Source organism: Rhizobium sp. EC-SD404, assembly GCF_902498825.1.
GTDB lineage: Bacteria > Pseudomonadota > Alphaproteobacteria > Rhizobiales > Rhizobiaceae > Georhizobium.
On sequence record NZ_LR701459.1, the window covers coordinates 3,363,501 to 3,382,395 of the forward strand.

Consider the following 18,895-nt stretch of genomic DNA (forward strand, 5'->3'; position numbering starts at 1 on the left):
CATGAGGGCGCGGCGGTCATCGTCCGCGCCCTTTCATTTCAACTGGTGGCATCACCCAGGATAAAAAAATGCAGGCTCTCAAGCAGCACGCACCCTTCATTGCGGCCATGGCGCTCGTCGTCGCGGCATCGAATTTCCTTGTCCAGTTTCCGGTCCAGGCGACCATCGGCGGGTACGATCTCGCCGATCTTCTGACCTGGGGCGCCTTCACCTACCCTGTCGCCTTTCTGGTCACCGACCTCACGAACCGCCGCTACGGCCCGCAGGCAGCTCGCCGGGTCGTCCTGGTGGGCTTCGCGGTCGCGGTGGTGCTGTCTGTCTGGCTGGCCACCCCGCGCATCGCGATCGCATCCGGTTCCGCCTTCCTCGTCGCCCAGTTGCTCGACGTGTCGATCTTCGACCGTCTGCGCCGCGCCGCCTGGTGGAAGGCACCGCTGATCTCAAGCGTGATCGGATCGATCGTCGATACCATCATCTTCTTCTCGCTGGCCTTTGCGCCCGTGTTCGGCGTCCTTGGCGCCAATGACGCGTTCGCGATCGCATCCGCGCCGCTGCTCGGGCTGATCGCTCTGGAGGCGCCGCGCTGGCTCTCCTGGGCGCTTGGGGATCTCGGGGTGAAGCTGGTCGTATCCATGGTGATGCTCGCGCCCTACGGCGCGCTGCTGGCGCTCATGCGCAACGATGGCCAGCCCCGGCCGGCCTGATCATTCGACCAGTTCGAATTCCAGCATCAGGTTTCGCTGAAGGAACAGGTGGTTGTCGTCCGAGACGAGGATGACGCTGATCCGTCCATCCGCATGCTCGATGACGTCGAGCCCCTCCATATTGTCGATCTGATCGCCGAAACTGGCATCGAGCACGACGTCACCATCGACGACTGCACCGGGCCGGATGTCGGCCACCGCGATCCTGCGGATGCGCATGCCGATGCCTTCGCTCAGCGAAAAACGGCGCTCCAGCAGGAGAATGTCGCCATCCGGCAGAAACGCGCCATCGGTTATGTCGAAGGGAGGGTGCCGCTTGACGAAGAATACGCCCTCCTGCGGGCCCGAAAGAACCGCCGCGTAGATGTCGCCATCGGCATTGACGCTGCGCTCGCTGACCAACACCGGCGCACCGGCCAGCGGCCCATCCTCGGGCGCGACCATCACCGTCTCGATGCCGGCGTTGCGGCGAAGTTCGGCGCGCGGCATGACCATCGACATCGAACCTTCCGGCGGCGCAGGCGGGAAGCTCGAACGATCGAAGATTTCGACGCGATGATTGTGCTCGAAGCCGACGATCAGACGGTCGCCGTCGAGAGCCAACCCCTCGGCATCTGCCTGAGACTTGCGCTCGTGGGGGACGCCCGCATCGCTGAGGATAGGCGCCATGCGAAAATCGGAGAGCCCGCGCATGCGGCCGTCGTCGTCGCGCAGAATGCGGCCGCGATACCAGTTGCCGGTGTCCATCACGCCGATGAAGGCATCGGCGCTACCGTCATAGCGGATCGCGGACATGCCGCCCACGACGCCGCCTGCGGATGAAAACTCCAGCCCGCCGCGAAATTCGAATGCGCCGAAGCGCGTTTGATCGGACCCGATGCGAAACGTGTCGATGGATTGGGCGTTGATCGGAATTGGCGCGTCGCTTTCGGCATCCTGCGCGCGTGCACAGCCGGCGGCGAAGATCGTGACGGCCAGGAGCAGGCCGCAGCGTGTGAGCGTCAACCGGCCCTGCGCATTGCCGGGCCGCGCCTCCCTGCGGAGGGCCCCTGCTCTTCCTCGAACAGGCTTGCCAGCTGTTCGGTCATGGCGCCTGCCAGTTCCTCGGCATCGATGATCGTGACCGCGCGCCGATAGTAGCGCGTGACGTCATGGCCGATGCCGATGGCGAGAAGCTCGACCGGCGAGCGGGTCTCGATTTCCTCGATCACAGCGCGCAGATGGCGCTCCAGATAGTTGCCCGGATTGACCGAAAGCGTCGAATCGTCGACCGGCGCTCCATCGGAGATCATCATCAGGATGCGGCGCTGCTCGGGGCGGCTCAGCAGACGGTTGTGCGCCCAGATCAGCGCCTCGCCGTCGATGTTTTCCTTGAGCAGGCCTTCGCGCATCATCAGGCCGAGGTTGCGGCGCGCGCGGCGCCATGGGGCATCGGCGGACTTGTAGACGATGTGGCGCAGATCGTTGAGACGGCCGGGGCTCGTCGGCTTGCCTTCCGCAAGCCACTTCTCGCGTGCCTGCCCGCCCTTCCAGGCCTTGGTGGTGAAACCGAGGATCTCGACCTTCACACCGCAGCGCTCGAGCGTGCGGGCAAGAATGTCGGCGCAGGTGGCGGCGACGGTGATCGGGCGGCCGCGCATAGAGCCGGAATTGTCGATGAGCAGCGTGACCACCGTGTCGCGGAAATTCGTATCCCGCTCCATCTTGAAGGAGAGCGGCTGCATCGGGTCCATGATCAGCCGCGACAGGCGCGCCGGATCGAGATAGCCTTCTTCCAGATCGAAATCCCAGGCGCGGTTCTGCTGCGCCATCAGGCGGCGCTGCAGGCGATTGGCCAGACGGCCGACGACGCCCTGCAAATGGGCGAGTTGCTTATCGAGGAATGCGCGCAGCCGATCGAGTTCTGCCTCGTCGCAGAGATCGGACGATGCGACCTCCTCGTCGAAGGTCTCGGTGAAGACGCGGTAGTCGACCTTCTCGTTGATGTCGGACAGCGGCACGTTCGGCCGGCGGGTCTCGCCCGGCGAATCCGCTTCCTCGTCCATGTCCTCGTCGAAGTCCTGCTCTGAGACTTCCGCGCCGTCCATCTCGCCCTGTTCGGACTGGTCGTCGGCGCTGTCGTTGTCTTCCGAAGGCGCGCTGTCGGAGCCTGCGGCCTCGTCGGCGCTGTCTTCCTTGTCTTCGTTGGAGCGCGGCTGCTCCTCGTTGTCGTCCTCGTTGTCTTCGCTCTGCTGGTCCTCGTCCTCGCCGTAGTCCTCGGCCATTTCCATGGAGGAAAGCATGTTCCGCATGGCGCGGGCGAAAGCCTGCTGGTCGTCAACGGCGTTTACGAGATTGTCGAGGTCACCGGCGGCCTTGTCCTCGATCCAGCTGCGCCAGAGGTCGACGACCTTGCCGGCCGTTTCCGGCACTGCGCGGCCCGTCAGGCGCTCGCGCACCAGAAGCGCAACGGCTTCCTCGAGCGGCGCATCCTCCTGGTTGGTGATGCCCTTGTAGTTCGCCTTGGCGTATTTGTCGGAGAGCATGGAGGCGATGTTGTCGCCGACGCCGGACATGCGCCTCGTGCCGATCGCCTCGACGCGGGCCTGTTCGACCGCATCGTAGATCGCGCGGGCATCGGAACCGGCAGGCGCCATCGTCGTGTGGACACGGCTGTCGTGGCAGGCCTTGCGCAGCGCCATGGAGTCGCCGATGCCACGCGTCACGGCAAGATCATGACGGGTTGGACGCTTCGGCAGGTCGGGAAGGCGGGCGCGTTCGCCCGTCAGGCCCGGCCGTTCATTGGCATAGACGACCTCGAGCTCGTGGTCGCCGGCGATCGAACGGATGCAGCCGGCAAGCGCGCGCTTGAACGGTTCGGTATCGACCGGGCCGCCGGGCTTTCCCTTCGAATTATCGCCGCGTCCTGCCATGCTCGCTCCGCGCCTTTCAGCTATTGGCATCCAGAACGATGTTGGCGGCGCTTTCCTTCAGTTCCTCGCCGAAGGCGCGCTGATACTGCTCAGCAACCAGCGTGCGCTCCAGTTCGTCGCACTTGTTGAGGAAGGTGACCCTGAAAGCAAAGGAGATGTCGCCGAAGATGCGGGCGTTTTCCGCCCAGGTGATGACCGTGCGCGGGCTCATGACGGTCGACAGATCGCCGTTCATGAAGGCCGACCGCGTCATGTCGGCCAGACGCACCATGCGCGAGACCGTATCGCGGCCCTTTTCCGTGTCGAAGCTCTTCACCTTGGCCAACACGATGCCGACTTCGTTGTCATGCGGCAGGTAGTTCAACGTCGTCACGATGGACCAGCGGTCCATCTGCGCCTGGTTGATCTGCTGGGTGCCGTGATAGAGGCCGGTCGTATCGCCAAGGCCGACCGTGTTGGCCGTCGCGAAGAGGCGGAACGCAGGGTGCGGCCTGATGACGCGGCTCTGGTCGAGCAGCGTCAGACGGCCCGACGATTCGAGCACGCGCTGGATGACGAACATCACATCCGGACGACCGGCGTCGTACTCGTCGAAGACGAGCGCGACATTGTGCTGGTAGGCCCAGGGCAGAATGCCGTCCTTGAATTCGGTGATCTGCAGACCGTCCTTGATGACGATCGCATCCTTGCCGACGAGGTCGATACGGCTGACATGGCTGTCGAGGTTGACGCGCACGCAGGGCCATCTCAGCCGTGCAGCGACCTGCTCGATATGGGTCGACTTGCCCGTACCGTGGTAGCCGGAGACCATGACGCGCCGGTTATGCGCAAAGCCCGCCAGGATCGCGAGCGTCGTATCGCGGTCGAAGAGATAGTCCGGATCTAGCTCCGGTACATAGGCATCGACGGACGAATAGGCCGGCACATCCATATCGCTGTCGATACGGAACGTCTCGCGGACCGACACCGTCGTGTCGGGAAGGTTCTCAATGGCAATGTCGATCTTGTTCATCATGTCATCCGCCTGGCAGCGGCTTCTTTTTTAAGAGGATGCCGAGGGAGGCACGATGTCCCGTCGACTTGATTGGCTCTAACAGAAACCAGACTGCTTTAACAATTGATAGGCCTGCACCACGGCGCGAAATCGTTCTTCCGACGATCGATCGCCGCCATTGGCATCGGGGTGGTGTTTCTTCACGAGCGCCTTGTAGCGCGTCTTGATATCTTCGGAGCCGGCGGAACCATCGAGCCCCAGCGTCTCGAAGGCCTTGGTCTCAAGCGTCTTCAACTTGCGCTGGCGAGGTTCGCCTCGGCGCGCGCGGGTTCGCGCCTCGCCGAAAAAGCCGAAGGGATCGCGCATGCGCGCTTGCGAGGCCGCGCTGCCCGAGCGGGCCTGGCTTTGCGTGGGGCTGGCCTTGGCCGCCTTGTTGACGCCGACCGTCCAGGTCGGGCGGTGGCCGGTCAGCGCCTCTTTCTGGTAGCGCGCGATCTCAGTGTCGGAGAGACCGGAAAAGTAGTTGTAGCCCTTGTTGTACTGCCGCACGTGATCGACGCAGAACATGAAATAGGCGCCCTCCGCCTCGCGTCCGACGGGCGCGCGGTGGGTGCCTTTCTCGTTGCATCCGTCCCATTGGCACACGGGCGTGGTCGGCTCGGGACGTGCCCTTGCCTTGCCCTTGACCCTGATGCGGTCAAAATATTTCGAATCCAGTTTCATCGTCTGACATTATGGGGCGCCGCAGGGGCACGAACAAGGATTGACAATTGGCGATCTGGCTCCCTATGCGGCAACGCATCACCTGCTGCAACCAAAGCTGAACGAGGGCGACCATGAGCATGGAAGAAACGATCGAGCGCAAGCTGCGGGACGCGTTTCAGCCCGAGCGGCTGGACGTCATCAATGAAAGCCATCTGCATGCGGGCCACCGCGAGTTCGACGGCACGGGAGAAACCCATTTCCGCGTCCGTATTGTCGCGCCCGCCTTCGCCGGCAAATCCCGGATCGAGCGCCACCGCGCACTGAACGAGCTTCTCGCGCCGGAAATCGAAGCCGGCGTTCATGCCCTGGCGCTGGAGCCGGCCGCTCCCGGTGAAACGACCCGCTGGTAAGACGCGTCAGGCGACCACGTCTTCCAGCGGCTTGATGCGCAGACGCGTTATGCGGTTCTTCTCGCGCTTCATCACCGTGAAGCGCTTGCCGTGGAACGTGAAGGCCTGGCGCTCGTCCGGAATGATCTGACTTTCGTGGATGACGAGCCCGGCGATCGTCGTCGCCTCTTCGTCCGGCAGATTCCAGTCGAGCGCACGGTTGAGATCGCGGATCGGCACCTGGCCGTCCACGACGACAGATCCGTCGGCCTCCTGGTGCACGCCCTGCATGTCGATATCGTGCTCGTCGGCAATCTCGCCGACGATCTCCTCGAGAATGTCTTCGAGCGTCACCAGTCCTTCGACCTCGCCGTACTCGTCGACGACGATGGCGAAGTGGGTCTTGCGGCGAAGAAACGCGTTCAGCTGATCCTTCAGGTTGGTCGTGTCCGGCACGAACCATGGCTTCTGCGCGATCTTGGCGATATCGATGCGTGCCGGGTCGTTGCCGACATCGGCGAGCGCGCGTAGCAGGTCCTTGGCATGAACAACCCCGATGATGTTGTCGGTCTGGCCGCGCCAAACAGGCATCCGGGTGTGGGGGCTGTCCAAGATCGTGCGGACGACCGCTTCCGGCGTGTCGTCCGCGCTCACCATACGCATCGAGGTCCGGTGAACCATGATGTCGGACACTTCGAGTTCGTCGAGATCGAGCACGCCGCCCAGGCGGTCGCGGTCCGCCTTGATCACCGATCCCTCGCGGTGCAACAGGTCGACGGCACCGCGAAGCTCTTCGTGGGCCGTCAGCATCGATGTTCCGGCCGATAGCGTAACCCCGAACACGCCAAGGATCTTCCGCACGATCCAGTTCACCACCGAAGACAGTGGACCGAAGACCTTGACGAAGATCCGCACCGGATTGGAAACAGCCAGTGCGAAGCGATCCGGACCGGAGATCGCCCAGCTTTTCGGCAATACCTCGGCGAAGATCACGAGCAGCACCGTCATCGCGATGGTCGCCACGGCCACGCCGGAATCGCCGAAAATGCCGAGCAACAGGCTGGTCGCCAAGGACGATGCAAGAATGTTGACGAGGTTGTTGCCGATGAGCAACGCCCCGATCAGCCGGTCGCGGCGATCGATCAACGTGCCGACTACGCCGGCGCGCGGATCGCCATTGGTCTCGAGCGTGTGCATGCGCGAGCGGGAGGCGGCCGTCAGCGCCGTCTCCGATCCGGAGAAGAAGGCAGATGCGCAGATCAGGCCGAGGATCGCCAGTGCGGTCAGCCAGTAATCCGAGATGAAGCTTGCGAAAGCATCTGCTGTCATTGCGCCAGCTTCTCCTTGAGAAATGCGAGAACTTCCGCCGGCGGTACGTCGTCGGCGATGAAGGATTGGCCGATCCCGCGCGTCAGGATGAAGGTCAGCCGGCCGCGGACGACCTTCTTGTCCTGCCCCATCAGATCGAGAAGGCGTTCGGCAGGCGGCAGGTCGCCCGGAATATCGGAGAGCCGCGTCGGCAGCCCGACCTCTTTCAGATGCGCCGAGACGCGGGCGGCATCGTCGGCGCTGGCGAGGTTCATGCGGTTGGAAAATGCGTGCGCCAGCACAATGCCTATGGCGACGCCCTCGCCATGCACCAGACGACGGCCGTCATAGGCGGTCGCGGCTTCCAGTGCGTGGCCGAATGTATGACCGAGATTGAGCAATGCCCGACGGCCGCTCTCGCGTTCGTCGGCGACGACTACCTCCGCCTTGGCCTCGCAGCTGACCGCGATCGCCTCGACGCGCTCGGGTCCACCTTCGAACACACGTCGCCAGTTCTTCTCCAGCCAGGCGAAGAAGTCGGGCTTGTCGATCAGTCCGTATTTAGCGACCTCGGCGTAGCCTGCGCGAAACTCGCGGGGCGATAGCGTATCGAGCACGGCCGTATCGGCGATGACCAGCGACGGCTGATGGAAGACGCCGACCAGGTTCTTGCCATGGGTTGAATTGATGCCCGTCTTGCCGCCGACGGAACTATCGACCTGCGCGAGCAGCGAGGTCGGGATCTGGATGAAATGCATGCCCCGGCGCACGATGCCGGCTGCAAAACCGGCAAGATCGCCAATGACACCACCGCCAAGAGCGACGATCGCGTCGCCACGCTCGAGCCGTGCGGCGAGCACCGCGTCGACGACGTCGATCAGATGCTCGAAGCTCTTGGTCTTCTCGCCGGCTGGCAGCGTGATCGTCTCATGGCCGATCCCGGCCTCGTCGAGTGCGGATTGGAGCAAGCCGAGATGGAAACCGGCGACGGTCGCATCGGTGACGATCGCCACACGCGCCTTCGGAAGTCGTTTGGCGATCAGCGCACCCGCGGTCCGCAAAGCTCCGGGTTCGATGACGATCTCATACGCGCGATCGCCCAGCGGAACCTGGACGCGCCGACCGGCGCCGGCTTCGACCTGATGCATGCTCATGAAATCGCTGCCTCTCCGGCGCGGGCAGCAAGGGCGGCGATCGTTTCCTCGACGATCACTTCCTTGCGGACATTTCGGGAATTGATGGTGATGTCGGCTTCCGCATAGATCGGATAGCGCTTCTCCATCAAGGTCTTGAGCGTCTGCTCAGGCTCGGCGGTCTTGAGGAGCGGCCGTGTGTCGCGCTTCTTCACACGCTCCCACAGAACGTCGAGGTCCGCCTTCAGCCAGATCGAAACGGCTTCTTCCTTGATCAGGGCGCGCGATTTCTCGTTGATGAAGGCGCCGCCTCCGGTGGACAGAACGCGCGGGCCCGATTTGAGCAGGCGTTCGATCACACGCGCCTCGAGCGCCCGAAATTCCGGCTCGCCGTAGAGATCGAAGAGTTCGGCGATGGTCATCTGGGAGACGCGCTCGATCTCGGCATCGGAATCGACGAAAGGCAATTCAAGCGCCGTCGCAACCATCTTGCCGATCACAGACTTGCCGGCGCCCATCAGGCCGACGAAGACGAGATTGCGCGCGCCAAAGGCTTCGCGCGCAACGCGGCGGAGATCTTGCCGGCTCGCTTCGCTTGCCGCTGTCATCGCAGGGTCCCATCCTTGAGGTACGGCACCTCCTATCGCGAAATGGGTCCGGACCGTCAAGGCTCGCGGGCCCAGAGGACGCCCTGCGCTTGCTTCGAATCGGCCGGTCGCCCATAAAGGGCACCCGAACAGTGGACTGCAACCGATGCCCTCGCTCATTCGATTTCTGGTGTTTTGCGGCGTCGTCGTCGGTCTGGTCTATGGCGCGATGCTCGCGCTCGTGATCTTCGTGGAGCCGAACCCGCGCGAGATCACCGTCAGAGTTCCCACAGAGCGGATCAACCAGCCGGCAGGCGGAGCCGCCACGGGTGACACTGCCCCGACGATCGGGCAATCGGACTGACCCGGTCAGTCACGAGCCACCAGCATTCGACCACCCGCCTTCGGAGAACCCATGGCTGATCTCAGCGCGGCCCACCTGGAGGCCTTCATCGAAATGATGGGCGTGGAGCGCGGAGCTGCCGACAACACGCTGACCTCCTATGCACGGGATCTGGACGACGCCTTCGCCTTTCTCCGCGACCACAAATCCTCGCTGACAGCGGCGACCGGGCCGGACCTCGATGCCTATCTCGCCAACATCCATGGCCGGGGCTTCGCGCCCGCATCGCAGGCGCGGCGGTTGTCGACGCTGCGGCAGTTCTACGGGTTCCTCTATTCCGAGGGTATCCGGACCGACGATCCGACTGCGAACCTGCAGGCGCCCGCGAAAAGCCAGACCTTGCCGAAGACGATGTCGATGGCCGATGTCGACCGGCTCATCGAACAGGCGGAGATGGAAGCGGGAGAAACCGGCCAAACGCCGTTCGAGACCTGTCGCCGGCTGCGGCTGCTGGCGCTTCTGGAACTGCTCTACGCCACGGGCATGCGCGTCAGCGAACTTGTCGCGCTTCCCGCGAGCGTGGTGGCGACGCGCAGCGACATGCTGGTGATCCGCGGCAAAGGCAACAAGGAGCGCCTCGTGCCGTTGACCGGCCGGGCGCAGCGCGCGGCTGAGCGCTACAGGGCGGCCCTCCAAGCGACGCGCGTTGATGAGCCTCGCATCGGCGGAGCGCCTGACGAACGCTGGCTGTTTCCCGCCGATTCCGAAAGCGGCTATCTCGCGCGGCAGGTGTTCGCCCGCGATCTGAAGGCACTGGCCGGACGAGCCGGGCTCGATACCGCGCTCGTCTCGCCGCACGTGCTGCGTCACGCGTTTGCCAGCCATCTGCTCGCCAATGGCGCGGATCTGCGCGTCGTGCAGGAACTGCTCGGCCATGCCGACATCTCCACCACTCAGATCTATACTCACGTGCTGGAAGAGCGGCTGCATCGGCTTGTGCAGGACCATCACCCCCTTGCAAAGCGCGGCAAAAAACAGGAAGAGAACGCCTGAAAGCGCGGCCAGTCCGCCGCGTGCCGCCTTACCGACACGATCTTCACGCAGGTGTCGGCCGTCGCCATCATTCAACCGACCGGGCCCATGCATAATTATCTCGAATTCGAAAAGCCGATCTCCGATCTCGAGGGCAAGATCCACGAGCTGAAGAAACTGGGCGAAGAGGACGAGAGCGTCGACACGGCCGATGAAATCGCACGGCTCGAGGCGCGCGCACGCGATGCAATGGCGGACATCTACGCGAAGCTCACGCCGTGGCAGAAGACGCAGGTCGCCCGTCACCCGGCGCGGCCACACTTCTTCGACTACGCGAAATCGCTCTTCACCGAATTCACGCCGCTCGCCGGCGACCGCAAATTCTCGGAGGACGCTGCGATTCAGGCGGGCCTCGCCCGCTTTCGTGGCACGCCCGTTGCTCTGATCGGTCAGGAAAAGGGCCACGACACCAAATCCCGCATCCGGCACAATTTCGGCAGCGCGAAGCCCGAAGGGTATCGCAAGGCGATCCGCATCATGGAAATGGCGGACCGCTTCGGTCTGCCGATCGTGACACTGATCGATACGGCGGGCGCCTATCCGGGCGTCGGGGCAGAAGAGCGCGGCCAGGCGGAAGCCATCGCTCGGTCCACCGAAATGTGCCTCAAGGTGAAAGTGCCGATCGTTTCGGTCATCATCGGCGAAGGCGGGTCGGGCGGCGCTATCGCGATCGCCACGGGCAACCGCGTCTATATGCTCGAGCACTCGATCTACAGCGTCATTTCGCCCGAAGGCGCCGCCTCGATCCTATGGCGCGACTCGACCAAGGCCAAGGACGCGGCAACCAGCATGCGGATCACGGCCGAAGACCTCAAGGATCTCGGCATCGTCGACGGCATCATTCCGGAGCCTGTCGGCGGCGCGCATCGCGAGCCGGAAAAGGCGATGGCCGCCACCGGCAGCGTGATTGCCGATGCGTTGAAGGACCTCTCGGCGCTCGACGGCGCCGGGTTGGTCAAGGATCGCCGCCAGAAATATCTGGCGATAGGCCGCCAGCACTGACGGCCAAACATCTCCCGAACCTTCGCCTTTAAGCGAACGCCTCAGAGAACGGCGGTCGCTTCGATCTCGACTTTCGCACGATCCTCGACCAGCGCCGTGACCTGCACCATCGTCATGGCCGGGAAATTGCGGCCCATGACATCGCGGTAGACGCGGCCGAGGTCCTTGAGACCGGCGAGATATTCCTGCTTGTCGGTGACGAACCAGGTCAGGCGCACGAGATGCTCGGGGCCGGCGCCACCTTCTTCCAGAACGGCGCGGATGTTTTTCAACGCCTGCTCGCACTGGCCGACGAAGTCATCCGTTTCGAACACCTGATCCGCCGTCCAGCCGATCTGGCCTCCGACGAAGATCATCGTTCCTGTCGCCTTCATGCCATTCGCGTAGCCCTTGGCGGGCGCCCAGCCTTCAGGGTGGAGTGTGGTCACGCTCATACGTCTTCTTTCCGTCTTGTCGTTCAGTGGCCGGCGCGCAGCCTGAAGCGCTGGATCTTGCCGGTCTGGGTCTTCGGGAGTTCGTCCACGAAACGGACGAGGCGGGGATATTTGTAAGGGGCGATGACCGCCTTCACGTGGTCCTGCAGGCGCTTTGCCGTGACGGTGTCCGTTTCGACACCCGACGTCACGACCACATAGGCGCAGACGACCGTGCCGCGCTCCTCGTCCGGAACGCCGATGACAGCGCATTCGGCGACATCGTCATGTGCGAGCAGCGCCGCTTCCACCTCAGGCCCCGCGATGTTGTAACCGGCCGAGACGATCATGTCGTCGGAGCGGGCGGCAAAGTGGAAATAGCCCTCTTCGTCCTGGGTGAAGCTGTCGCCGGTGACGTTCCAGCCGTCGCGCACGTAATCGCGCTGGCGGTCGTCGGCGAGATAACGGCAGCCCGTCGGGCCCTTCACGGCAAGCTTGCCCACTGTGCCGCGCGGAACTTCATGCATGTTCTCGTCGACCACGATCGCCGAATAGCCGGTCACCGGGCGCCCGGTCGATCCCGCGCGCGCATCGTCGAAGCGGTTGGTGATGAAGATGTGCAGGAGCTCGGTCGATCCGATGCCGTCGAGCATCGGCTTGCCGGTCTTCTTGACCCACGCATCGAAGACGGGAGCCGGAAGCGTCTCGCCGGCCGACACCGCCGCGCGGAGCGAGGACAGATCGGCACCCTCCTCCATGGCCGCCAGCATGGCGCGATAGGCCGTTGGCGCCGTGAAGCAGACGGTCGCGCGGTACTTCTGGATGATCTCGATCATGTTCGGCGGCGCTGCCTTCTCGAGCAGCGTCGCGGCAGCGCCGAAGCGCAGCGGAAACACGGCCAGCCCGCCAAGGCCGAAAGTGAAGGCAAGCGGCGGCGAACCGACGAAAATGTCGTCCGGCGTGACGTTCAGGACTTCGCGCGCGTAGCCGTCGGCGACGATCAACAGATCGCGGTGGAAATGCATGGTGGCCTTCGGCTCACCCGTGGTGCCCGAGGTGAAGCCGAGGAGCGCCACGTCGTCACGGCCCGTCTTCACCGCATCGAAGCGCACCGGCTTGTCGAGCGCGACCCGGTCCAGTTCCGCATCGAAATTGGCAGTGCCGTCGAAACCGACGACCTTCTGCAGAAACGTGCTGTCCTTGGCGCAGGCGACGAGTTCGTCCATCAGCCGAGTATCGCAAAGCGCCAGCGAAACTTCCGCCTTGTCGACGATCTTAGCCAGCTCGCCGGCGCGCAGCATCGGCATCGTGTTGACGACGACGGCGCCGGCTTTCGTCGCGGCAAGCCAGCAGGCCACCATGGCGGGGTTGTTGGCCGAGCGGATCAGCACGCGGTTGCCGGGACGGACGCCGTAATCCTCGGTCAGCGCATGCGCCAGGCGGTTCGTCCAGTCCGACAGTTCCTTGTAGGTGCGGCGGCGACCGTTGCCGATCAGCGCGACATTGTCGCCGAAGCCTTTTTCGACCAGGCGATCGGTGAGCTCGACGCCGGCATTCAGATAATCCGGATAATCGAAGCCGGAGAAATCGATCTCAGGCCATTGATCGAAGGGGGGCAGGTTGTCGCGGGCGAAGGTATCGGTGTGGCCCGTCGGTCCCAATTGCATGTCTCTCTCCCAAAACCTCGCGCCAAAAACTTAGGCCCAAAACACTCAGGCCCAAAACACTCAGGCCCAAAACACTCAGGCCATGACCTGTCTGGCAATGACGACCTTCTGCACGTCGGACGCCCCCTCGTAGATTCGCAGCGCACGAATCTCGCGGTAGAGGCTTTCGACGATCGAGCCCTTGCGCACGCCGTCTCCGCCATGGATCTGCACGGCCTTGTCGATCACCGATTGCGCCCGGTCGGTGGCGTAAAGCTTGGCCATCGCCGCTTCCCGCGTTACCCGCGGCGCGCCCATGTCCTTGGTCCAGGCGGCGCGGTAGATGAGGAGCGCCGCCGCATCGACGTCGAGCGCCATGTCGGCGATGTGGCCCTGCACCATCTGCAGATCACCCAGCGGTGCGCCGAAAAGTTCGCGCTCGCGGGCGCGCTTCACCGTTTCGTCCAGCGCCCGGCGTGCAAAGCCGAGTGCCGCCGCGCCAACGGTCGAACGGAAGACATCGAGCACCGACATGGCGATCTTGAAGCCATCGCCCGGCTTGCCGATCAGTGCGGCGGCGGGGATGCGGCAGTTCTCGAATTTCAGGCGGGCCAATGGATGCGGCGCGATGACGTCGATCCGCTCGGCGATGGTGAGGCCCGGCGTGTCGGCCGGCACGACGAAGGCCGAAATGCCTCTTGCGCCCGGTGCCTCGCCGGTGCGCGCGAAGACGCAATAGAGATCGGCGATGCCGCCGTTGGAAATCCAGGTCTTCTCGCCGTCGAGCACATAGGCGTCGCCGTCATGGCGCGCCGTCATGTCCATGTTGGCGACGTCCGAGCCCGACTTCGGCTCCGAAAGGGCGAAGGCGGAGATCGCGTCGCCCGCGCGGGTTTTCGAAAGCCAGGCCTTCTGCTCGGGCGTGCCGAACAGCGAGATCGCGCCGGTGCCGAGGCCCTGCATCGCAAAGGCGAAATCGGCGAGACCGTCGTGGCGTGCCAGCGTTTCGCGGATGATGGCGAGCGAGCGCACGTCGAGCGGACCATCGCCCTCAGGATCGATGGCCGAGTGGCGCAGGAAGCCGGCGGCCCCGAGTGCCTTGACCAGCGCCTTGCAGGCGCCGTCCACATCGTGATGATCGACGGGCAGGTGCTTTTCGCACCAAGCTTCGAGTTCGGCTGCGAGCGCGCGGTGCCGGTCCTCGAAGAACGGCCAGGAGAGGAAGGACTGGTCGGCCATCAATTGCCCTCGAACACGGGCTTCTGCTTCGCCACGAAGGCATGGTAGGCGCGGTGGAAATCCTGTGTCTGCATGCAGATCGCCTGCGCCTGGGCCTCCGCCTCGATCGCCTGCTCCAACCCCATCGACCATTCGTGGTTCAGCTGGGTCTTGGTGATCGAGTGCGCGAAATTGGGGCCGGCTGCAATGCGTGACGCGATGTCCATTGCATCCTTTTCGAGATCGGCGGCAGCCACGAGGCGGTTGTAATAGCCCCAGCGTTCGCCTTCGTCCGCGCTCATCGAACGGCCCGTATAGAGCAGTTCGGCGGCGCGGCCCTGGCCGATCTGGCGGGGCAGCATGGCGCAAGCGCCCATGTCGCAACCGGCGAGCCCGACTTTCGTGAACAGAAACGCCGTCTTCGCCTCGGGCGTCGCGATGCGGATATCGGACGCCATCGTGATGATCGCGCCGGCGCCGACGGCCACGCCATCGACTGCAGAGATGATCGGCTTGCCACAGTTCAGCATCGCCTTGACCAGGTCGCCGGTCATGCGCGTGAAGTTCAACAGGCCCTTCATGTCCATGCCGGTCAGCGGGCCGATGATGTCGTGCACGTCACCGCCGGAGCAGAAATTGCCGCCATTCGGGAGGAAGACGACAACGTCGACATCGTCGGCATAGGTCAGGGCGCGGAAGGTGTCGCGCAGTTCGGCATAGCTTTCGAAGGTCAGCGGGTTCTTGCGCTCGGGGCGCGACAGGCGAATGCGCGCGATGGTGCCGTCCACCTCCCATTCGAAGTGCTGCGGCTTCAAATCCTTCATCGCGGTCATTCAGTCTCTCCCAATTTCGGTTCGGCGGCGCCCAGAAGCGCCATCAGCTGGCGGGCAGCGTCGTCGTCCAGCCCGCCGAGCAATTCGTTCACCCAGCCGCGGTGGACGCCGGCCATGGATGCGAAGTCCTCCTGCCCCTTGCGCGTCAGCCGCACTAGCATGGCGCGGCGGTCGTTTTCGACGGAGACCCGCACGACGAGCCCATCGGCGACAAGGCGTTCGATAATCCCCGTCACGTTGCCGTTGGAGACCATCAGTTCGGACGACAATTCGCTCATCTTCATGCCCTTTTCGGCACGGTAGAGCGCGGCCAGCACATCGAAGCGGGGCAGCGTCGTGTTATATTCCACCCGCAGCCGCTCGCGCAGAACGGCCTCGATCTGGCGCTGCGTTTTCAAAAGCTTCAGCCAGACCCGCAGCCGTTGGCGCGCGGCATCGGGCTTTGCGATTTCCAGAGAATCTAAGGCCTTGGCGGTTTCCTGGTCACTCATATCTCGCCCCCCGAAATCGAGATCGCCTGCCCGGTGACCGAGCCGGCATCGGCGCCGCAAAGCCACGTCACGGCATCGGCAATCTCGCGCGGCTGGATGAAGCGGCCCATCGGGTTGTTGACGGTCAGCGCCGCGGCAGCATCGTCGCGCCCCTTGCCGGTCTTTTCCATGATGTTCTCGATCGAGCGCTCCAGAAGCGGTGTCTCGGTGAAGCCCGGGCAGATGGCGTTGACCGTCACGCCCGTCTTTGCCGTTTCGAGCGCGAGCGCCCGCGTCAGGCCGATGACGCCATGCTTGGCGGCGCAGTAGTGCGAAACGTAAGGGTAGCCTTTCAGGCCGGCGGTCGAGGCAATTGCGATCAGCCGCCCGAAGCGTGCATCGCGCATCGCCGGCAGCGCGTGGCGAAACGTCGTGAACACGCCGGTGAGGTTGACCGCCAGCATGCGGTTCCAGCCGTCGATGTCCATCTTGTGGAACGGTACGCTGTCGGCTGCACCGGCATTGGCGACGACGATGGAAAGCGGACCGCATTCAGCAACGGCTCTTCCAAACGCATCCGCCAAGGAGCGTTCATCCGTCACGTCGCCTTCGACCGCGAAAATGCGCTCATGCGCGCCGGCAACATCCTCAAGCGCCGAAAGCCGGCGGCCGAGAATCGTGACGGAAGCGCCGCGGGCTGCGAGCGTCTCGGCGATCACGGCACCGACGCCGGTCCCGCCGCCGGTCACGAGCGCATGGCGCCCGGTGAGATCGAGGCCGCTCATCAGACAGCCGTCAGGTTTTCGCCGCGCTCCGAGAGGCGATAGAGCTGGTCGCGACCCGGCCAGTAAGGGGCGGGCCAGGTTTCGTTTCGATCACCCAGGCCAGCTGCGGCGTGCAGCATCCAGTACGGGTCGGCAAGGTGCGGCCGGGCAAGACAGACGAGATCGGCGCGGCCGGCCATCAGGATCGAGTTGACGTGGTCAGGCTCGTAGATGTTGCCGACAGCCATTGTCGCCATGCCCGTTTCGTTGCGGATGCGGTCCGAGAACGGCGTCTGGAACATGCGGCCGTAGACGGGCCGAGCGCGCTTCGAGGTCTGGCCGGCCGAGACGTCGCAGATATCAACGCCCGCTGCCTGCAGCATGCGGGCGATTTCCACCGCTTCGCCGGGACCAACGCCCTCGCCGTCTACCCAGTCATTGGCGGAAATGCGCACCGAGATCGGCTTGTTCTGGGGCCAGACGGCACGAACCGCGTGGAAGATTTCCAGCGGATAGCGCATGCGGTTTTCGAGGCTGCCGCCATACTCATCGGTGCGGCGGTTGGTCAGCGGCGTGATGAAGGCCGACAGCAGGTAGCCATGTGCCATATGGATTTCGAGCATGTCGAACCCGGCGCGATCGGCCATCTCGGCGGAAGCGACGAACTGGTCACGCACCTTGTCCATGTCGGCGCGGTCCATTTCCTTCGGAGCCGCGTTCTTGTCCGACCAAGGCACGACGGAGGGTGCGAGAAGCTCCCAATTGTCCTCACGCAGAGGCGCGTCCATTTCTTCCCATCCAACCTGCGTCGAACCCTTGGCACCGGCATGGCCGATCTGGGCGCAGATCTTCGCATCCGTTTCGGCATGGACGAAATCGACGATGCGCTTCCACGCAGCCTCGTGCTCGGGCTTGTAAAGCCCCGGGCAGCCGGGCGTGATGCGGCCTTCAGGCGATACGCAGGTCATCTCGACATAAAGCAGGCCGGCACCGCCCTTGGCGCGCTCGCCATAGTGCACGAGATGCCAATCGGTCGGGGTACCGTCCACGGCTTTGTACTGGGCCATGGGCGAGACGACGACGCGGTTCTTCAGCGTCATTTCGCGCAACTTGAAGGGCGCGAACATCGGGCGGCGAACCGGGGAGTTGCCGTTGACGCCGGATTCCTTCTGGAACCAGCCTTCTGCACTCTCCAGCCAGTCCGCATCGCGCATGCGCAGATTTTCGTGGCTGATGCGCTGCGAACGGGTGAGCAGCGAATAGTTGAACTGCACCGGATCGAGATCGAGATACCGCTCGACGTCCTCGAACCAGGCGAGCGAGTTCTTGGCGGCCGACTGCAGGCGCAGCACTTCCAGCCGTCGCGCTTCCTCGTATTTGGCGAATGCCGCCTCAAGCGTCGGCTCGGAATGGAGATATTCGGCCATGGCGATCGCGCTTTCCAGCGCGAGCTTGGTGCCGGAGCCAATGGAGAAATGCGCAGAGGCCGCCGCGTCGCCCATCAGCGCCAGGTTTTCATAGGACCAGCGCTCGCAGAGCACGCGCGGGAAGTTGATCCAGGCCGAACCACGGATATGGCCGGCATTGGTCATCAGGCTGTGGCCGCCAAGGTGATCCTTGAAGATCTCCTCGCAGACGGCGATGGATTCCTGCTGGCTCATATCGCCGAAGCCGAACTTGTCCCAGGTTTCCTGGCTGCATTCGACGATGAACGTCGCCGTGTCCGGGTCGAACTGGTAGGCATGGGCCCAGACCCAGCCATGCTCGGTCTTCTCGAAGATGAAGGTGAAGGCATCGTCGAATTTCTGGTGAGTCCCGAGCCAGACGAACTTGCACTTGCGGGTGTCGATGTCGGGCTTGAAGACGTCTTCGAACGTCCTGCGCGCCTTGGAATTCAGACCATCCGACGCGATGACCAGATCATACTCGGCCATATAGGTGCGGACGTCTTCGATTTCCGTTTCGAAACGGAGTTCGACGCCCAGTTCACGTGCCCTGCCCTGCAGCAATTCGAGCAGCTTCTTGCGGCCGATACCGCAGAAGCCGTGACCGGTCGAGACCGTGCGCGTGTCCTTGTAGACCACAGCGATATCGTCCCAGTAGGCGAAATGCTCGCGGATCGCTTCGGCGCTCTTGGCGTCGTTTTCCTTAAGATTGTCGAGCGTCTCGTCCGACAGGACGACGCCCCAGCCGAACGTGTCGTTCGGGCGGTTGCGCTCGATCACGACCGCCTCATGGGATGGGTCACGCAGCTTCATGCTGATCGCAAAATAGAGACCGGCCGGACCGCCACCAAGACATGCAACGCGCATCGCTTCACTCCCTCATGTTCGACAGGGAGAGTGTCAGAGCGGAATGCTTTTTTCAAGCATGAAACTTCAA

The 18,895-nt window shown here is 63.8% G+C and carries 19 protein-coding genes; 5 read left to right on the forward strand and 14 right to left on the reverse strand.

The window, feature by feature from the left end:
• Positions 1–68 precede the first annotated feature (68 nt).
• Complete coding sequence (locus GC125_RS17040; protein WP_151986740.1) at positions 69–704, forward strand: queuosine precursor transporter; 636 nt, start codon at positions 69–71, stop codon at positions 702–704.
• On the opposite strand, the gene GC125_RS17045 is transcribed toward GC125_RS17040, so the two are convergent.
• From GC125_RS17045 to GC125_RS17060, 4 genes are all read right to left on the reverse strand, one after another.
• The gene (locus tag GC125_RS17045; RefSeq protein ID WP_199864625.1) at positions 705–1,709 is read right to left on the reverse strand and encodes an esterase-like activity of phytase family protein; all 1,005 of its coding nucleotides are present in this window, start codon (positions 1,707–1,709) and stop codon (positions 705–707) included.
• Entirely contained in the window at positions 1,706–3,616 is a 1,911-nt protein-coding gene (cobT, locus tag GC125_RS17050) for a cobaltochelatase subunit CobT (protein WP_151986741.1), read from the reverse strand. The genes GC125_RS17045 and cobT overlap by 4 nt, the downstream gene beginning before the upstream one ends.
• A gap of 16 nt (positions 3,617–3,632) precedes the next feature.
• A complete protein-coding gene (gene cobS, locus GC125_RS17055; protein WP_151988033.1) occupies positions 3,633–4,628 on the reverse strand; it encodes a cobaltochelatase subunit CobS in 996 nt (331 codons plus the stop codon).
• 78 nt (positions 4,629–4,706) lie between these two features.
• A complete protein-coding gene (locus GC125_RS17060; RefSeq protein WP_151986742.1) occupies positions 4,707–5,333 on the reverse strand; it encodes a J domain-containing protein in 627 nt (208 codons plus the stop codon).
• Positions 5,334–5,446: 113 nt separating this feature from the next.
• Between GC125_RS17060 and GC125_RS17065 the strand changes: the two genes are divergently transcribed.
• Entirely contained in the window at positions 5,447–5,725 is a 279-nt protein-coding gene (locus tag GC125_RS17065; protein WP_151986743.1) for a BolA family protein, read from the forward strand.
• Between the two features lie 6 nt (positions 5,726–5,731).
• Here the strand turns inward: GC125_RS17065 and GC125_RS17070 are convergent, their stop codons facing one another.
• The 3 genes from GC125_RS17070 to GC125_RS17080 are packed head-to-tail and all read right to left on the reverse strand — an operon-like array spanning position 5,732 to position 8,753.
• The gene (locus tag GC125_RS17070) at positions 5,732–7,033 is read right to left on the reverse strand and encodes an HlyC/CorC family transporter (RefSeq protein ID WP_151986744.1); all 1,302 of its coding nucleotides are present in this window, start codon (positions 7,031–7,033) and stop codon (positions 5,732–5,734) included.
• Positions 7,030–8,160, reverse strand: a complete 1,131-nt coding sequence (aroB, locus tag GC125_RS17075; protein WP_151988036.1) for a 3-dehydroquinate synthase — start codon at positions 8,158–8,160, stop codon at positions 7,030–7,032. The genes GC125_RS17070 and aroB overlap by 4 nt, the downstream gene beginning before the upstream one ends.
• 2 nt (positions 8,161–8,162) lie before the next feature.
• Entirely contained in the window at positions 8,163–8,753 is a 591-nt protein-coding gene (locus GC125_RS17080; RefSeq protein WP_151986745.1) for a shikimate kinase, read from the reverse strand.
• A 145-nt stretch (positions 8,754–8,898) separates the two neighbouring features.
• On the opposite strand from GC125_RS17080, the gene GC125_RS17085 reads away from it, so the two are divergent.
• The 3 genes from GC125_RS17085 (at position 8,899) to GC125_RS17095 (ending at position 11,169) form a co-directional block, all read left to right on the forward strand.
• The gene (locus tag GC125_RS17085; RefSeq protein WP_151986746.1) at positions 8,899–9,096 is read left to right on the forward strand and encodes a hypothetical protein; all 198 of its coding nucleotides are present in this window, start codon (positions 8,899–8,901) and stop codon (positions 9,094–9,096) included.
• 51 nt (positions 9,097–9,147) lie between these two features.
• Positions 9,148–10,128, forward strand: coding sequence for a site-specific tyrosine recombinase XerD (locus GC125_RS17090; RefSeq protein WP_151986747.1), 981 nt, complete (start codon positions 9,148–9,150; stop codon positions 10,126–10,128).
• 87 nt (positions 10,129–10,215) lie between these two features.
• A complete protein-coding gene (locus GC125_RS17095; protein ID WP_151986748.1) occupies positions 10,216–11,169 on the forward strand; it encodes an acetyl-CoA carboxylase carboxyltransferase subunit alpha in 954 nt (317 codons plus the stop codon).
• A 41-nt stretch (positions 11,170–11,210) separates the two neighbouring features.
• On the opposite strand, the gene GC125_RS17100 is transcribed toward GC125_RS17095, so the two are convergent.
• From GC125_RS17100 to GC125_RS17130, 7 genes are all read right to left on the reverse strand, one after another.
• On the reverse strand, positions 11,211–11,603 hold the full coding sequence (locus GC125_RS17100; protein WP_151986749.1) for a RidA family protein: 393 nt from the start codon (positions 11,601–11,603) through the stop codon (positions 11,211–11,213).
• Between the two features lie 23 nt (positions 11,604–11,626).
• On the reverse strand, positions 11,627–13,249 hold the full coding sequence (locus GC125_RS17105; protein ID WP_151986750.1) for an AMP-binding protein: 1,623 nt from the start codon (positions 13,247–13,249) through the stop codon (positions 11,627–11,629).
• A 75-nt stretch (positions 13,250–13,324) separates the two neighbouring features.
• On the reverse strand, positions 13,325–14,467 hold the full coding sequence (locus GC125_RS17110; RefSeq protein ID WP_151986751.1) for an acyl-CoA dehydrogenase family protein: 1,143 nt from the start codon (positions 14,465–14,467) through the stop codon (positions 13,325–13,327).
• Positions 14,467–15,279 carry an enoyl-CoA hydratase family protein gene (locus tag GC125_RS17115; RefSeq protein ID WP_151986752.1) on the reverse strand — a complete coding sequence of 271 codons (813 nt, stop codon included), beginning with the start codon at positions 15,277–15,279 and terminating at the stop codon, positions 14,467–14,469. Before GC125_RS17115 ends, GC125_RS17110 begins: the two co-directional genes overlap by 1 nt.
• Entirely contained in the window at positions 15,276–15,770 is a 495-nt protein-coding gene (locus GC125_RS17120; protein WP_151986753.1) for a MarR family winged helix-turn-helix transcriptional regulator, read from the reverse strand. Before GC125_RS17120 ends, GC125_RS17115 begins: the two co-directional genes overlap by 4 nt.
• On the reverse strand, positions 15,767–16,534 hold the full coding sequence (locus tag GC125_RS17125; RefSeq protein WP_151986754.1) for an SDR family NAD(P)-dependent oxidoreductase: 768 nt from the start codon (positions 16,532–16,534) through the stop codon (positions 15,767–15,769). The genes GC125_RS17120 and GC125_RS17125 overlap by 4 nt, the downstream gene beginning before the upstream one ends.
• Entirely contained in the window at positions 16,534–18,825 is a 2,292-nt protein-coding gene (locus GC125_RS17130) for a bifunctional salicylyl-CoA 5-hydroxylase/oxidoreductase (RefSeq protein WP_151986755.1), read from the reverse strand. The genes GC125_RS17125 and GC125_RS17130 overlap by 1 nt, the downstream gene beginning before the upstream one ends.
• Positions 18,826–18,895 lie beyond the last annotated feature (70 nt).

What these genes read in the sequence shown, in the direction of transcription:
- GC125_RS17110 (WP_151986751.1), bottom strand. Translation starts at nt 14,467, where the DNA reads ATGGCCGACCAGTCCTTCCTCTCCTGGCCGTTCTTCGAGGACCGGCAC.
- GC125_RS17040 (WP_151986740.1), top strand. Translation starts at nt 69, where the DNA reads ATGCAGGCTCTCAAGCAGCACGCACCCTTCATTGCGGCCATGGCGCTC.
- GC125_RS17125 (WP_151986754.1), bottom strand. Translation starts at nt 16,534, where the DNA reads ATGAGCGGCCTCGATCTCACCGGGCGCCATGCGCTCGTGACCGGCGGC.
- GC125_RS17065 (WP_151986743.1), top strand. Translation starts at nt 5,447, where the DNA reads ATGAGCATGGAAGAAACGATCGAGCGCAAGCTGCGGGACGCGTTTCAG.
- GC125_RS17095 (WP_151986748.1), top strand. Translation starts at nt 10,216, where the DNA reads ATGCATAATTATCTCGAATTCGAAAAGCCGATCTCCGATCTCGAGGGC.
- GC125_RS17060 (WP_151986742.1), bottom strand. Translation starts at nt 5,333, where the DNA reads ATGAAACTGGATTCGAAATATTTTGACCGCATCAGGGTCAAGGGCAAG.
- GC125_RS17120 (WP_151986753.1), bottom strand. Translation starts at nt 15,770, where the DNA reads ATGAGTGACCAGGAAACCGCCAAGGCCTTAGATTCTCTGGAAATCGCA.
- GC125_RS17080 (WP_151986745.1), bottom strand. Translation starts at nt 8,753, where the DNA reads ATGACAGCGGCAAGCGAAGCGAGCCGGCAAGATCTCCGCCGCGTTGCG.
- GC125_RS17115 (WP_151986752.1), bottom strand. Translation starts at nt 15,279, where the DNA reads ATGACCGCGATGAAGGATTTGAAGCCGCAGCACTTCGAATGGGAGGTG.
- GC125_RS17100 (WP_151986749.1), bottom strand. Translation starts at nt 11,603, where the DNA reads ATGAGCGTGACCACACTCCACCCTGAAGGCTGGGCGCCCGCCAAGGGC.
- GC125_RS17130 (WP_151986755.1), bottom strand. Translation starts at nt 18,825, where the DNA reads ATGCGCGTTGCATGTCTTGGTGGCGGTCCGGCCGGTCTCTATTTTGCG.
- aroB (WP_151988036.1), bottom strand. Translation starts at nt 8,160, where the DNA reads ATGCATCAGGTCGAAGCCGGCGCCGGTCGGCGCGTCCAGGTTCCGCTG.
- cobT (WP_151986741.1), bottom strand. Translation starts at nt 3,616, where the DNA reads ATGGCAGGACGCGGCGATAATTCGAAGGGAAAGCCCGGCGGCCCGGTC.
- GC125_RS17070 (WP_151986744.1), bottom strand. Translation starts at nt 7,033, where the DNA reads ATGACAGCAGATGCTTTCGCAAGCTTCATCTCGGATTACTGGCTGACC.
- GC125_RS17105 (WP_151986750.1), bottom strand. Translation starts at nt 13,249, where the DNA reads ATGCAATTGGGACCGACGGGCCACACCGATACCTTCGCCCGCGACAAC.
- cobS (WP_151988033.1), bottom strand. Translation starts at nt 4,628, where the DNA reads ATGAACAAGATCGACATTGCCATTGAGAACCTTCCCGACACGACGGTG.
- GC125_RS17085 (WP_151986746.1), top strand. Translation starts at nt 8,899, where the DNA reads ATGCCCTCGCTCATTCGATTTCTGGTGTTTTGCGGCGTCGTCGTCGGT.
- GC125_RS17090 (WP_151986747.1), top strand. Translation starts at nt 9,148, where the DNA reads ATGGCTGATCTCAGCGCGGCCCACCTGGAGGCCTTCATCGAAATGATG.